Consider the following 14,210-nt stretch of genomic DNA (forward strand, 5'->3'; position numbering starts at 1 on the left):
GGGGGAAGATGGTGGGGGACTGCCCGGGCGTCGCGGGAGGCAGGGGCACCTGTCCGGCGAGCATCCGCAGGTATTCCTGGAGGCGTGCCAGCTCGCTGCCCGCGCGAAGGACGGTGTCGAAGTAGCCGCCCTGCATGGCCAGCTCGACGATGCGCTGGCGCACCTGCGCGGTGATCTCCTCGGGCGACGCTTCGGACATGGCCTCTCCTTGAAGCAGAAGCCATAGCGCGCCAGTGCGCGCACCGTCCAGGTCACGGAAGGACGCGTCAGCGCGTCAGGTGCTTCAGCGTGAGGTAGACGAACTCGGCGCCGGGCTGGAGCGAGGCCACGGGCACGCGCTCGTTGGGCGCGTGGGCGGTGCGCGCATCCTCGGGCGTGAGGGCGAAGAGGTCGATGCCGTAGGCGTGGATGCCGGCCCTGCGCAGCGTGGCGGACTCGGTGGTGCCGGTGGACTGGCGCGGAATCACCGGGGCCTTGGGCCACACCTTCGCGGCGGCGGCCTTCACCGCGCGGAACATCGCGTTGTCCCCCACGGGCGACATCGGCGAGTCCGGCGGCGACACGTCCATCTCCACCTGGATGTCCTTGTCATTCACGGCGGCGACGATGCGCTCGCGCACGGCCTTCGCGTCCGCGTCCGGCAACAGGCGGCAATTGACGGTGGCCTCGGCGGTGGCGGGGATGACGTTGGAGCGCGTGCCCGCGTTGAAGACGGTAGGCACGCAGGTGGTGCGCAGCACGGCGCCCAGCGCGGGCTCCAGCCTCGCCACCGTGTCCACCGCGTCCTGCGGCGGCGCGTCCGGCGCGGCGGCGATGCGGCGCAGCGCGTCCCCCAACTCCCCCGGCGTCGTGGGCGCACGGCCCAGGATGTGGAGCCGCGCCGCGGGCGTCAGGTGGGGCGGGAAGGTAAGCGCACCCACGCGCGCCACCGCCGCGGCCACGCGCACCAGCGGCCCTGCGTCCACGGGCGGCGCGGAGGAGTGGCCTCCGGGCCCGGTGGCCTTGAGCGTCACGTTGCGCGACACGCGCTCCGCGGCCTGGAGCGCCACGAAGCGCACCGTCTTGCGGTCCGGGGACAGCTCCGTGAGGCCGCCCTCGTTGAGCGCGAACTCCGCCTCCTTCAACTCCGGGCGGTGCTCCATCATCCAATCCAACCCCTGCCCGGAGCCCACCTCTTCATCCGCGCCCAGGTACAGGAGGATGTCGCGCGAACGGTTGCCGCCCTCCTGCTTCAGCCGGCGCAGCGCGAGGATGCTCGCCGCCGCCATGCCCTTGTTGTCCTGCACGCCCCGTCCGTAGAGCAGGCCGTCCTTCTCCGTGAGCTTCCACGGATCCGTGGCCCACTCGGCACGCACCGCCGGCACCGTGTCCAGGTGCGCGAGCACGAGCAGCGGCCTTCCCTTGCCCGTGCCCTTCAGCCGCACCAGGAGATTTCCGCGCCCGGGCGACGGCTCGATGAGCTCCGACTCGATGCCTGCCTCGCGCAGCCAGCGCGCCGCCACCTGCGCCGCGGCCGTCTCGTTGCCGGGCGGGTTGGACGTGTCCGCCGCGATCAGCTCCGCGAGCAGCGCCCGCAGCTCGTCCTTCGGCGCGGGACGCGATGACGCGGCGTGGCTGGATCCGAGCGCGAACAGGACGGCGAGGAGGGGCAGGAAACGCATGGCGGCAAGGCTCGCGCCTTGGCTCCCGGAAGGCAATGGAAGCGGTGTTTACAGGGAGCGCCGTGTTAAGGGAGGGAACCCTGGAGGAGGAACCCCGTCCATGTCGTCGCCCCTGAGTTTTCGCACCGTGGAGTTGCCGCTGCGCCACGCCTGGACCATCTCCCGGGGCACGAGCACGGTGAAGCGCAACGTCTTCGTGGAGCTGCGCTCCGGAGGTCACGTGGGGTACGGCGAGGCCGCGCCCAACGTGCGCTACGGCGAGTCCTGGGAGTCGGTGGAGGCCGCGCTCCACAAGTTGGCCCCGGTGCTGGAGGGCCGCGACCTGCGCTGCTTCCGCGACGTGTCCGAGGCGCTGGACGCGGCGCTGCCGGACAACCCCGCGGCGAAGGCGGCGGTGGACCTGGCGCTGCATGACCTGGCGGGCAAGATGATGGGCGTGCCGCTGTACCGGATGCTCGGCGTGGACCCGACTCGCCAGCCGGTGACGTCCATGTCCATTGGCATCGACGTGCCGGAGGTGCTCGCGGTGAAGGTGCGCGAGGCGGCGGACTTCCCCGTGCTCAAGGTGAAGCTGGGCTCCGGTCAGGACGACCGCCAGGTGTTCAGCACGGTGCGCGCGCTGACCTCCCAGGCCATCCGCGTGGATGCGAACGAGGGCTGGAAGCCGGAGGAGGCGCTGGCGCACATCCAGTGGCTCTCCACCCAGGGCGTGGAGCTGGTGGAGCAGCCGCTGCCGGCCGCGGACGTGGAGGGCGCGAAGTGGCTGCGCGCGCGCTCGCCGCTGCCGCTGGTGGCGGACGAGTCGCTGACGAAGGCGTCGGACGTGCCGAAGCTGGCGGAGGGCTTCCACGGCATCAACGTGAAGCTGCAGAAGAGCGGCGGCATCCGCGAGGCCCTGCGCATCATCGAGACGGCGCGCGCGTGCGGCCTCAAGGTGATGCTGGGCTGCATGGTGGAGACGGGGCTCGGCATCGCGGCGGGCGCGCACCTGGCGCCGCTGGTGGACTGGGTGGACCTGGACGGCAACCTGCTGCTCGCGGACGACCCGTACCGCGCGCACCCGGTGGTGGCGGGCCGCATCCAGTTGGGCGACGGCCCGGGCCTGGGCGTGGAGCCCCGGGCGGCGCCGTGACGCCGCCGCTCATCCAGGATCCGATGGCGGTGCTCGCCGTGCTGCTCGCGGTGCTGGCCGGGTTGTATGCGTTGCAGCGCTACCCCGCCGTGGAGCGGTTCTTCAACGTCGTGCCGCTGCTGGTGTTCGCGTACTTCGTGCCCACGCTGCTGTCGAACCTGGGCGTCATCCCCACGCAGTCGGAGCTGTACCGCTTCACGCGCGTGTACCTGCTGCCGGCGAGTCTGGTGTTGCTGGTGCTGTCGGTGGACCTGCCGGCCATCGCGCGGCTGGGCAGGAACGCGGTGGGCGTGTTCCTGGCGGGCACGGTGGGCATCATGGTGGGCGGGCCCATCGCGTACCTCGCGCTGGGGTGGCTGGTGCCGGCGGAGCTGGGAGAGCAGACGTGGAAGGGGCTCGCGGCGCTCAGCGGCTCCTGGATTGGTGGCAGCGCGAACTTCGTGGCCATTGGCCAGAGCGTGGGCGCGCTGGACAGCACGTTGAGCATGTTGGTGGTGGTGGACGTGGGCGTGTCCAACGTGTGGACGGCGGTGCTGCTGTCCTTCGCCGGGCGCGAGAAGGCGATGGATGCGCGCATCGGCGCGGACCGCGCGGCGCTGGACCGGGTGCGCGAGGAGTCCGCCCTGCTCCAGGCGGCGTCCGCCCGGCCCGCGACCCTGCCTGACCTGCTGTCGATGCTGGCGGTGGCGTTCGGGGTGACGGTGGTGTGCACGGCGCTCGCGAAGGTGCTGCCGGACCTGGGCAGCATCGTCACGGGCTTCACCTGGGTGGTGCTGCTGGTGACGACGGTGGGCGTGGTGCTGTCGTTCACGCCGGTGCGCAAGCTGGAGGGCGCGGGGGCCAGCCGCCTGGGGTCGCTGTTCCTGTACTTGCTGGTGGCGACGATTGGCGCGCAGGCGGAGTTCCGGCGGCTGTGGGACGCGCCCGCGCTGGTGGCGGTGGGGGCGGTGTGGATGGCCATCCACGCGGGCGTGACGATGGGCGCGCGGCGATGGCTGAAGGCGCCGGTGTTCTTCGCGGCGGTGGGCTCGCAGGCGAACGTGGGCGGCACGGCCTCCGCGTCCGTGGTGGCGGCGGCCTTCCATCCCGCGCTGGCCCCGGTGGGCGTGCTGCTCGCGGTGCTGGGGTACGTGCTGGGCACGTACTGCGGACTGGTGACGGCGTTGATGCTGGAGCAGGTGTACCGGCTGATCCACTGACGGGTGGAGAAGGAGTCGCGGATGCGGAAGGTCCTGGCCTGGGCGTGGCTGCTGTCATTGAGCGCGTGTGCGACGAAGCCGGACGCGGCGCCGCCCCGTGAGTCGTTGCAGGGCGTGGTGGACGCGCTGGCGAGTGAGGCGGCGCAGCTGTCCCCCGGCACGGACCTGGCGCTGGCGGTGACGGACCTGCGCACGGGCGAGTCCGCGAGCTTCAAGGGGCTGGAGCCGCACATCTCCGCCAGCTCCGCGAAGGTGTTCTGGGTGGCGGCGGCGCTCGGGAAGCGGGAGTTGGAGGAGGTGGCGCCGCTCGCGGAGAAGGTGTTCCGCACCTCGGACAACGAGGCGTCCGGGGAGATCATCGACCTGGTGGGCGGGCCGGATTCCATCAATCGCTTTCTCCATGAGTTCGGGTTGGAGCACAGCGCGCTGACGAAGTGGAACTACGGCAAGCCGCGCCAGGCGACGAACTCACCGAGGGCGATGCAGAACGACAACTATTTCTGCGCGAACGACGCGGTGTCCTTCCTGCGCTCGGTGGACCAGCGGATGCTGCTGGGGCGGGAGCGTGGTGCGCAGCTGATGAAGTGGATGGAATTGACGCCCCGCGAGGGGTGCGGGGGCTGGCTGGGGACGCGGCTGCCTCCGAGTGCCCGCGCCTCGCTCCAGCACAAGGGCGGCTGGCTGCCCCCGGGGTGCTGCTCGGATGATGCGCGCTACAACGTGCTCAACGAGATGGGCTACGTGACGCTGCCGGACGGCGGCCGGTACGCGGTGGCCATCCTCACCTCGCGCGGGCCGGACTGGCCCAGGCAGGCGTTCGTCGTGGAGCGCGCGTCATGCGTCCTCTACCGATATCTGTCGAAGGACCCGACGTTGGATTGTGGCGACGCCCTGGCGAAGGCGGGCGGCCCGGCCCCTGTCGTGCTGGCGCCTGGGGCGCCCGCGCCGAACTACGACTGCGAATGACGAGAGGGCTCATCCTTCTCAATCCAGGAGTCGGGCCTCACGTTATCCCCACCGCGAGGTGACCCGATGATGGACCCCCAGGCATGGCGCAGGTTCGCCGAGCGACTCGGCGCGCAGCACCCCATCATCCAGGCACCCATGGCGGGCGGCCTGTCGCCTCCCGAGCTGGCCGCCGCGGTGGCGGACGCAGGAGGGCTGGGCTCCCTGGGTGCCGCTGACGCCCCACCGGAGGCCATCCGCAGCCAGGCGAAGGCGGTGCGCGCCCGCACGTCGCGGCCGTATGCCATCAACCTCTTCGCGCCCCGGGCCTCGGTACCTCCCGCCGACCCCAAGCCCGTGCTGGCGTTGCTGGAGCGCTTCCACGCGGAGCTGGGACTGCCCGAGCCGCAGGTGGCGGAGGCTCCCCTGCCGGACTTCATGCAGCAGGTGGAGGCGGTGCTGGAGGTGGCGCCCACCGTGTTCAGCTTCACGTTTGGCATTCCACCCGTGGCGGTGCTGAAGGAGGTCCGCGCGCGCGGCATCTTCATCATTGGGACGGCGACCAACGTGCGCGAGGCCCTGGCGCTGGAGGCCGCGGGCGTGGATGCGATTGTCGCGCAGGGCTCGGAGGCCGGCGGACACCGGGGCTCCTTCGGGGGGGCGTTCGAGGCGGGGATGGTGGGGACGCTGGCGCTGGTGCCGCAGGTGGTGGACGCGGTGCGGCTGCCGGTCATCGCCAGCGGCGGCATCATGGATGGACGCGGCATCGCGGCGGCGCGGGTGCTGGGCGCCGCGGGCGTGCAGCTGGGCACGGCGTTCCTGCGGTGCCAGGAGTGCGGCACGGTGCCGGCGCACCGCGAGCTGTTGCGTGAAGCCCGGGATGAGTCGTCGCGCATCACCCGCGCGCTCACCGGCCGGCCCGCGCGCGCCATTCCCAACGTGCTCACCACCACGTTGGAGGAGGCAGGCGCCTGGCTGCCGTACCCGCAGCTCCACGGCGCCACGCGGGCGTTGAAGGTCGCGGCGTCGCAGCGGGGGGACACGCGCTACATGGCGCTGTGGGCAGGGCAGGGCGTGGGCCTGTCTCGCGACGGCTCCGCGGCGGACCTGGTGCGCACCCTGGTGGCGGAGACCGAGGCCGCGCTGGCGATGGCTCGCGGCTGACAGCGTCCCGGAGGTCGGGTTGCAATCGGGGGCGGGGCGGCTACATTCAGGGTTCCACTGCGTTCGCAGCCCCGGGTCCCTGTCCAGATGACGGTTTCGCTCACAGCCAGCATGCAGCGTGCTCCGCGCCGGATCTCCGTGCGCCGGACGCTGCCTGCGCATGGCCGAGCCACCGCCTGGCTGAGTGCCCACGCCGCCCGCTCCGCTTAGCTCGCGACGGTCGGCGTCCTCTTCACCCCCCGTTCACCTGACGTGCCGTCACGCCCTCCCTTTTTTCCGGGAATACGTGGCGCCGTCCTCGCTTCACCCTCCAGGAGGCAGTCCCCATGACGCACAACCACCCCCTCATCGTCACCGACACCGACCTGCAGCGCCTGGAGCGCGTCGTGGAGCAGTACGGCTCCACCCGCAACGCGGAGCTCGTGGAGCAGCTGGAGTCGGAGCTGGCCCGCGCCGTCGTCACCTCCTCCGCCACCATCCCCGCGAACGTCGTCACGATGAACAGCACCGTCGTCTTCGAGGACGAGGAGGCGGGGGAGAAGCGCGAGGTGACGCTCGTCTACCCGAAGGACGCCAACAGCGACGCGGGCCGCATCTCCGTCCTCGCCCCCGTGGGCAGCGCGCTCATTGGCCTGTCCGTGGGCCAGACCGTGGAGTGGCCCCTCCCCAACGGCCGCACCCGCCGCCTGCGCATCGTCGCCGTGCCCTACCAGCCCGAGGCCGCGGGCCACTTCCACCTGTGACACCTGGCCGGGCCCCCGAGGCTTGGGGCCCGGCTGACGCGTCAGCCGCCGGGCCCCGTGTGTCAGTGGGTCCCCGTTGACGCGTCAGCGCCCGGTGCCCGCCTCCCGGTGCGAATGCATCCCCGCGCGATTCCTCACTGTCGTTCTTCCGACATCTCCTGGCCCCGGGCGTGCAACTGTGCCCGGGCCCCTCGCACGCGAGGGGTCGCTGACGTCTCTACGTCCGCGTGTGAAGTGTGGAGGAACGCTTGTTCGCACGAAGGCATCACCTTGGGCTCGGAGGACTGGCCGTCCTCTGCGCCTTCAGCGCCCAGGCCCAGAGCACCCCGATTCCGGGCATCGAACTGGAGCGCCTGCAGCTCAACCCCGGCGCGCGCGACAGCCTCGTGCTGTCCACGGGAGACCTGCTCCCCGCCGGGCAGTTCCGCGTCGGGCTCACCGCGCACTATGAGAACCGCCCCCTCGTCCTCGTGGAGGACGACGTGCGGCAGGGCGTCATCATCTCCAACCGCGTCACGGCGCACCTGAGCGCCGCGTACTCCTTCACCAACTGGTTGGAGGTCGGCGCGCAGATTCCCTTCATGTCCCAGTGGGGCCCGGAGACCAACGCCCTGGGCGTGGCCCCCCCTTCCACGAGCGCGCTCGGCACGCCCTGGCTCCAGGCCCGCGTCGGGTTCCTCTCCGAGGACCGCGGCGGACCGCTGGACCTCGGCCTGCACCTGGGCGCGGCGCTGCCCCTGGGCAGCAAGGAGGCCCTCACCCGTGACGAGAAGGGCTTCACCTTCTCCCCGCGCCTGGGTCTGGGCAAGCGGCTGGCGAACACCTTCCGCGTGGGCGCCGACGTGGGCGCGCTCGTGCGCACGAAGACGTATGCCCTCTCTCCGGAGACGCAGCCCCCGCTGGATGAGATGGGCCCGGAGCTGAACGGCGGCATCAACGTGTCCGCCGGCCTCTTCGGCCTGCGCGAGGAAGTGCTCGTGCGCGGCACGCTGCCCGTGGAGGACTCGCCCAGCTCGCTGGAGGTCCTGCTGGGCCTGCGCGTCCCCACCGGGGATGGCGCGGAGTTCTACGTCATGGGTGGCCCGGGCTTTGGCCAGACGCCGGGCACGCCGCGCTTCCGCGTGCTCGCGGGCGTGGCCTTCGGGACGCCTCCCGCGCCCGCCGCTCCCGTCTGTATCGAGGGACAGAACTACGTGACGGCCGAGTGTCCCGACCTGGACCTGGACCGCGACGGCGTGAAGAACGGCGTGGACAAGTGCCCGACCGTCGCCGGCCTCACCGAGCTGCAGGGCTGCCCGGATGGTGATGACGACAAGGACGGCATCCCCAACCTGGCGGACAAGTGCCCCGCCCAGGCGGAGAACAAGAACGGCTTCCAGGACGAGGACGGCTGCCCGGACGACCCCGACACCGACAAGGACGGCATCGTCGATTCGAAGGACGCCTGCCCGCGCGAGCCAGAGACCGTCAACCGCTTCAAGGACAACGACGGCTGCCCGGACGTGGAGCCTGACCGCGACGCCGACACGGTCGTGGACCGGGTGGACAACTGCCCGGACGAGCCCGGCACCGTGGCCAACGGCGGCTGCAAGGAAGCGCCGCTCGCGCGCATCGACGTGGGCCAGAACCGCATCTCCATCCTGGAGGCCGTCTTCTTCGAGAACAACCAGGCCATCATCCAGAAGCGCAGCAACGCGGTGCTGGACAAGGTCGCGGCCATCCTCGTCTCCCACCCGGAGATCGCGAAGATCCGCGTGGAAGGCCACACCGACGACAAGGGCAAGGCCGACTACAACCTGTCGCTGTCCCAGCGGCGTGCCCAGGCGGTGGTGGACTACCTCGTGGGCAAGAGCGTGCAGCGTGAGCGCCTGGAGGCCCAGGGCTTCGGTCCCCAGCAGCCCATCGCGGACAACGCCAAGGCCGACGGCCGCGCGAAGAACCGCCGCGTCGAATTCAAGATCGTCGGAGAGGCCGACGGCGTGCAGACGACGCCTGCCTCCTCCACTCCGAACCCCCTTTAGAAGCAAGGCACCCTCTTCATGTTCATGAACGTCATGGATTCCCTCCTCCGGGGACAGGCGTCACGCACGGCGCGCGCGGGCTTCACCGCCGCGGCCCTGTGCTCCCTGTTCCTCCTCACCGGATGCGAGACGAGCGTCTCGACTCCCTCCACGCCCGAACCCGTCCTCGCGCGCCAGTCCTCGGCGCTCGTGGGCGACGGCCGGCTCCAGCCCGGCGAGCAGTGTGACGACGGCAACACCACCTCCGGTGACGGCTGTACGGCCACCGGCACGGTGGAGGCCGGCTACCTGTGTCACGTGCCCGGCAACGCCTGCTCTCTCGCGAGCCTGTGCGGCAACAACGTCCCCAACACGGGCGAGCTGTGCGACGACGGCGACACCGTCAGCGGTGCCAACGGCTGTACGGCCACGTGTGACCTGTCCCTCTGTGGCAACGGCACGTTCAACAACCAGCAGTACCCGTCCTTCGCGCAGGAGGTCTGCGACGACGGCAACCGCTTCGAGGGTGACGGGTGCAGCCGGCAGTGCGAGGTGGAGCCCGGCTTCGCCTGCGCGGGCAGCCCCAGCCGCTGCGTGAGGGCGGGTGTGGCGGTGTTCAACACCGGCGTGGACGCGCAGAACCGCCGCCTGGAAGGCATCGTGGCGGATCCGCACTGGTTCTACGCGGGCACCGCCACCGGCGCGACCACCGGCGTGCGCAACGCCACGGACTGGCCGCTGGAGATGCAGACCGCGCGCTTCATGGCGGCGCCCCTGGGCACCCCGACGTGCGTGTACCAGGACTTCCTGGTGCCCTCGACGACGGCCATCTCGCAGTTCCGCCTGCGCCTGGCCACCTTCAATGACAACCAGTTCGACAGCGCGAAGGTGAACGGCACGACCGTGAATCCCGTCACGGTCAGCGAGCCCTCCGGCCAGTCGTGGCAGAAGAACATCTTCCGCGAGTTCGGCCCCAGCTCTCCCTGGCAGGCGGGCGTCAACCGCATCGAGCTGTGCAACCAGAACGAGACCTCGCCCCCGAACGCCTTCCGCTACCTGTTCGTGGATGCGTATGACGACCGCTGCGGCGATGGCGCCATCTCCCTGCGCGAGGAGTGCGACGACGGCAACACCGCCAACAACGACGGTTGCAGCAACAGCTGCGGCATCGAGCCCGGCTACGGCTGCGCCGGTGCGCCCAGCGCCTGCGCGAAGACGTGCGGCAATGGCAACCTGAACCCCGGCGAGCAGTGCGATGACGGCAACCTAGCGCCCGGCGACGGCTGCAACGCCAGCTGCCGCGTGGAGGCGGGCCATGCCTGCCCCACGCCGGGCAGCGCCTGCGTGCTCACCTGCGGCAACGGGGCCGTCAACCCCGGCGAGCAGTGCGACGACGGCAACGCGTTCAGCTCGGACGGCTGCTCCGCGTCGTGCCGCATCGAGCAGGGCTACACGTGCAACGGTGCCCCGTCCACCTGCGCCCTGACGTGCGGCAACGGCGTCCTCAACGCTGGCGAGCTGTGCGACGACGGCAACACCAATCTGGGCGACGGCTGCTCCAACGCCTGCACCCTGGAGCTGGGCGCCTCCTGCCCCACCCCGGGCCAGCCCTGCGCCCTGACGTGCGGCAACGGCACCGTGAACCCCGGTGAGCAGTGCGACGACGGCAACCTGACGTCCACCGACGGCTGCTCCACCGAGTGCCGCGTGGAGCGCGGCTATGCCTGCACCGCGCCCGCCGCGGGCCCCTCCGTGTGCGCCTTCACCTGCGGCAATGGCACCTTCGAGACGGGCGAGACGTGCGACGACGACGAGATGGAGTCGGGCGACGGCTGCTCCAACGGCTGCCGCGTCGAGCCGGGCTGGAGCTGCTCGGGCACGCCGAGCGTCTGCGTCAGCATCTGCGGCGATGGCATCACCGCCGGCGCCGAGGCCTGTGACACCGGGAACACCACCCCGGGTGACGGCTGCAGCCCGACCTGCCAGGTGGAGCCGGGTTGGAGCTGCCCCGCGCCGGGCACCCAGTGCTTCAACACCTGCGGCAACGGCGTCATCAACGCGGGCGAGACGTGCGACGACGGCAACGCCGCCAACAACGACGGCTGCAACACCATCTGCGCCGTGGAGGCGGGCTACTCGTGCGCGGGTGAGCCCAGCCGCTGCGGGACGACGTGCGGTGATGGCGTCCGCGCGGGCGCCGAGGTGTGCGACGACGGCAACCTGGCGGACGGCGACACCTGCTCGCCGCGCTGCCTGCTGGGGTTGGGGGAGACGTGCAACGCCTCCAACGTCTGCGACGCGGTCTGCGACCTCTCCACCCAGAAGTGCGTGCCGGTGCCCGTGTGCGGCAACGGCGTGCGCGAGCCGGGCGAGACGTGCGACGACTCCAACACCACCCCGGGCGACGGCTGCTCGGCCACGTGCGCCCTGGAAGTGCCCCCGGTGGCTCCGGCCCCCGTCATCACCGGCCCCGCGTCGGGCACCACGGTGACGACCACCACCCCGCCCATCACCGGCACCGGCGAGCCCGGCACCCGGGTGACGGTGCGCGAGGGCGACACGGTCCTCTGCACCGCCACCGTCAACGCGGCCGGCGCGTGGAGCTGCGTGCCCACCACCCCGCTGACGGAAGGCCCGCACGCGGTGACGTCCACCGCCGAGCTGCCCGGTGGCGGCGGCACCAGCCCCGTGTCCAACACCGTGCCCTTCACCGTGGACACCCAGGCCCCCGACACCGTCATCGTCCGGGGACCGGACGCGCGCACCAACGACAGGTCCGCGGAGTTCGAGTACGGGCCCCAGGACGCGGGCGTGACGTTCCAGTGCAGCCTCGACGGCGGCGACTTCGTCCCGTGCGAGGACACCTACGACGTCGGGCCGGGGGACCACACCCTGCGCGTGCGCGCGGTGGACGGGGTAGGCAACGTGGATACCTCGCCCGCGGTGCACACCTGGACGGTGGTGACCCAGAGCACGCGTGCCTTCGCGGGCGGTGGCTGTAGCGCCGCGCCGGACGCCTCGTGGCTGGCCCTCCTGGGCCTCCTGGGGCTGCGCCGCAGGCAGCAGCGCCGCACCTCCTAGCAGTTCGCGGAGCCCGCCGGAGGGGGACGGCCGTTCCCCCTTCGGGAGCGCCCCCTCGCTCCCTCCCACGGCGCCCTTCCGGCGGCGCTCCCGCATTTTCTGGCCTTCCCCCGTATGCTCCGTCCGTGCACGGGGCAGGCCGCCATCAAGAGTTGTACGAGGAAGAGGTCCTTCTCGCGTTGGACGAAGGGCTGCTGTCCTCCGACGAGGCGGCGGCCCTGCGCGAGGAGGCCCTCCGCCTGCACCGCGGCCCCCTGGAGTTGATGAAGGAGCGGGGGTTGCTGACGGAGAACACCCTGGACCTCCTGCGGAAGGACCTGGCCCGCGAGCGCACGGACCGGGGTGGTGCCGCGCCCATCCAGGAGGCCCCCACGCTGTCCACGGCGCCCCCGGCGACGGTGGACACGGACGGTGCGCCCGCGTTCCCGGTGCCCGGATGGGACCGGTACGAACCGGTGCGCTTCCTGGGCCAGGGCGGCATGGGCACGGTGTTCCTGGCGTATGATCCGCTCTTGCGCCGCAACGTGGCGCTCAAGTTCGTGCGGGACGGGGACCCGGAGCTGGCCCGCCGCTTCCTGTCCGAGGCCCGGGCCCAGGCCCGCGTGCGCCACGAGCGCGTGTGCGAGGTCTACGAGGTGGGCGAGGTGCGCGGCCAGGCCTTCATCGCCATGCGCTACGTGGAGGGCCCGTCGTTGGGGCAGCTCTCCCACTCGCTCACGCTGGAGCAGCGGGTGCTGGTGCTCGCCCAGGCGGCGGAGGGCGTGCACGCGGCGCACCGCGCGGGGCTCGTCCACCGCGACCTGAAGCCCGGCAACATCCTGGTGGAGCGCACGGAGGATGGAGGCTTCAACCCCTTCGTGATGGACTTCGGCCTCGCGCGCGACTGGCGCGAGGAGGGCGGCCACCCCAACGCGGTGCTGGGCACGCCGCACTACATGCCGCCCGAGCAGGCCCGGGGCGAGGGCCACCGGTTGGACCGGCGCGCGGACGTCTACGCCCTGGGCGGCACGCTGTACGCGCTGCTCACCGGGCAGCCCCCCTTCACCGGCGACACCGAGACGCAGGTGCTCACGCGGCTCCAGACGCAGCCGCCGGTGCCGCCGCGCGCGCTGGACGCCAACATCCCGGAGGACCTGGAGGCCATCGTCCTCAAGTGCCTGGAGAAGGAGCGGCCCCTCCGCTACGACTCCGTGCGCTCGCTCATCGACGACCTGCAGCGCTTCCTGGCCGGCGAGCCGGTGCGGGCCCGGCACGGCGCGCGCTACTGGCTGCGCAAGAAGGTCCGCAAGCACCGCGCGGCCCTGATGCTGGGCACGGGCGTGGTGGTGGTGGTGGCCGGGGCGCTGGGACAGGCGGCGCTCACGCGCGCCCAGGTATCCGAGCGGGAGCGGTTGGCCCGCGCCTTCACCGAGCGCGTGGAGCGCATCGAGTCCGCGGTGCGCTACTCCGCCCTGTCGCGCCTGCACGACACGCGCGAGGACCGACAGGCGCTGCGCGCGAGCATGGCCACGCTGGAGGCGGACGTGCGGCGCGCGGGCACGCAGGCGGAGGGCGCCGGGCAGTACGCGCTGGGCCGCGCGCTGTTCGCGCTGGACGACCTGGATGGCGCCCGCCAGAAGCTGGAGGCCGCGTGGACGCACGGCTACCGCGAGCCCCGCGTGGCGTGGGCGCTGGCGCAGGTGCTGGGCCACCTCTACCGCGACCAGCTCCTGCTGGACGTGGAGCGCCGCGCGCCCGAGCAGCGCGAGGCCCGCCGCCAGGAGTTGAACCGGCGCTACCGCGACCCCGCGCTCGTGTACCTGCGTCAGGCGGAAGGGCCGGACGTCCCCGCGCCGCCCGCGTTCGTGAAGGCCCTGTTCGCCTTCTACGAGGACCGGCCGGAGGAGGCCCTGTCCCTGCTGGGCACGCCCGGCATGCAGGTGCCGTGGTTCTACGAAGCGCCCCTCTTGCGCGGGGACATCCTCCTCGCGCGCGCCATGCAGCGCTGGAACGGGGGCGACCGCGCGGGCTCGCAGGCGGACCTGTCCCTGAGCCGTGAGGCGTACGCCGCCGCCGTCGCCACCGCGGAGAGCCAGCCGGGCGTGCACGCGGTGCTGGGCCGGCTGGAGCTGGCCGCGATGGTGATGGAGCTGTACGGCGAGGGGAACGTCCTGCCGCACTACGAGCGGGGCTTGAAGGCGCTGTCACACGCGCTCGCCGCCGCGCCGGACCATGCGCGCGCGCTGGTGCTGGTGGCGCGCTTCCACCGCCGGCTCGCGGAGCAGCGCACGAACCAGGGCGGGGAG

Annotated in this window: 9 protein-coding genes and 1 pseudogene; 8 read left to right on the forward strand and 2 right to left on the reverse strand. The window is 72.0% G+C overall.

Translation table 11 applies throughout. The features are described 5' to 3' along the window. Both D7X12_RS30090 and D7X12_RS30095 read right to left on the reverse strand, forming a co-directional pair. A pseudogene (locus D7X12_RS30090) lies at nt 1-199 on the reverse strand (aspartyl/asparaginyl beta-hydroxylase domain-containing protein); the annotation flags it as partial. Nucleotides 200-266: 67 nt separating this feature from the next. After that, nucleotides 267-1,661 carry a M20/M25/M40 family metallo-hydrolase gene (locus tag D7X12_RS30095; RefSeq protein WP_120628697.1) on the reverse strand — a complete coding sequence of 465 codons (1,395 nt, stop codon included), beginning with the start codon at nt 1,659-1,661 and terminating at the stop codon, nt 267-269. A 100-nt stretch (nt 1,662-1,761) separates the two neighbouring features. Between D7X12_RS30095 and D7X12_RS30100 the strand changes: the two genes are divergently transcribed. The 8 genes from D7X12_RS30100 to D7X12_RS30135 all read left to right on the forward strand — a co-directional run. Then, complete coding sequence (locus D7X12_RS30100) at nt 1,762-2,793, forward strand: dipeptide epimerase (RefSeq protein ID WP_120628698.1); 1,032 nt, start codon at nt 1,762-1,764, stop codon at nt 2,791-2,793. Beyond that, the gene (locus tag D7X12_RS30105) at nt 2,790-3,992 is read left to right on the forward strand and encodes a DUF819 family protein (protein WP_279637250.1); all 1,203 of its coding nucleotides are present in this window, start codon (nt 2,790-2,792) and stop codon (nt 3,990-3,992) included. The genes D7X12_RS30100 and D7X12_RS30105 overlap by 4 nt, the downstream gene beginning before the upstream one ends. Before the next feature lie 21 nt (nt 3,993-4,013). Then, entirely contained in the window at nt 4,014-4,958 is a 945-nt protein-coding gene (locus tag D7X12_RS30110) for a serine hydrolase (RefSeq protein ID WP_120628704.1), read from the forward strand. A gap of 66 nt (nt 4,959-5,024) precedes the next feature. After that, complete coding sequence (locus D7X12_RS30115) at nt 5,025-6,101, forward strand: NAD(P)H-dependent flavin oxidoreductase (protein ID WP_120628699.1); 1,077 nt, start codon at nt 5,025-5,027, stop codon at nt 6,099-6,101. Nucleotides 6,102-6,427: 326 nt separating this feature from the next. Further along, a complete protein-coding gene (rnk, locus tag D7X12_RS30120; protein ID WP_120628700.1) occupies nt 6,428-6,844 on the forward strand; it encodes a nucleoside diphosphate kinase regulator in 417 nt (138 codons plus the stop codon). Between the two features lie 248 nt (nt 6,845-7,092). Then, on the forward strand, nt 7,093-8,865 hold the full coding sequence (locus D7X12_RS30125; protein ID WP_120628701.1) for an OmpA family protein: 1,773 nt from the start codon (nt 7,093-7,095) through the stop codon (nt 8,863-8,865). A gap of 33 nt (nt 8,866-8,898) precedes the next feature. Next, the gene (locus D7X12_RS30130) at nt 8,899-11,925 is read left to right on the forward strand and encodes a DUF4215 domain-containing protein (RefSeq protein WP_244224862.1); all 3,027 of its coding nucleotides are present in this window, start codon (nt 8,899-8,901) and stop codon (nt 11,923-11,925) included. Nucleotides 11,926-12,050: 125 nt separating this feature from the next. Further along, nucleotides 12,051-14,210 (forward strand): serine/threonine-protein kinase (locus tag D7X12_RS30135; RefSeq protein ID WP_147443847.1); only part of this gene is annotated, 2,160 nt, incomplete at its 3' end.

Origin of the sequence: Corallococcus sicarius, from assembly GCF_003611735.1 — a bacterium.
Classification (GTDB): domain Bacteria; phylum Myxococcota; class Myxococcia; order Myxococcales; family Myxococcaceae; genus Corallococcus; species Corallococcus sicarius.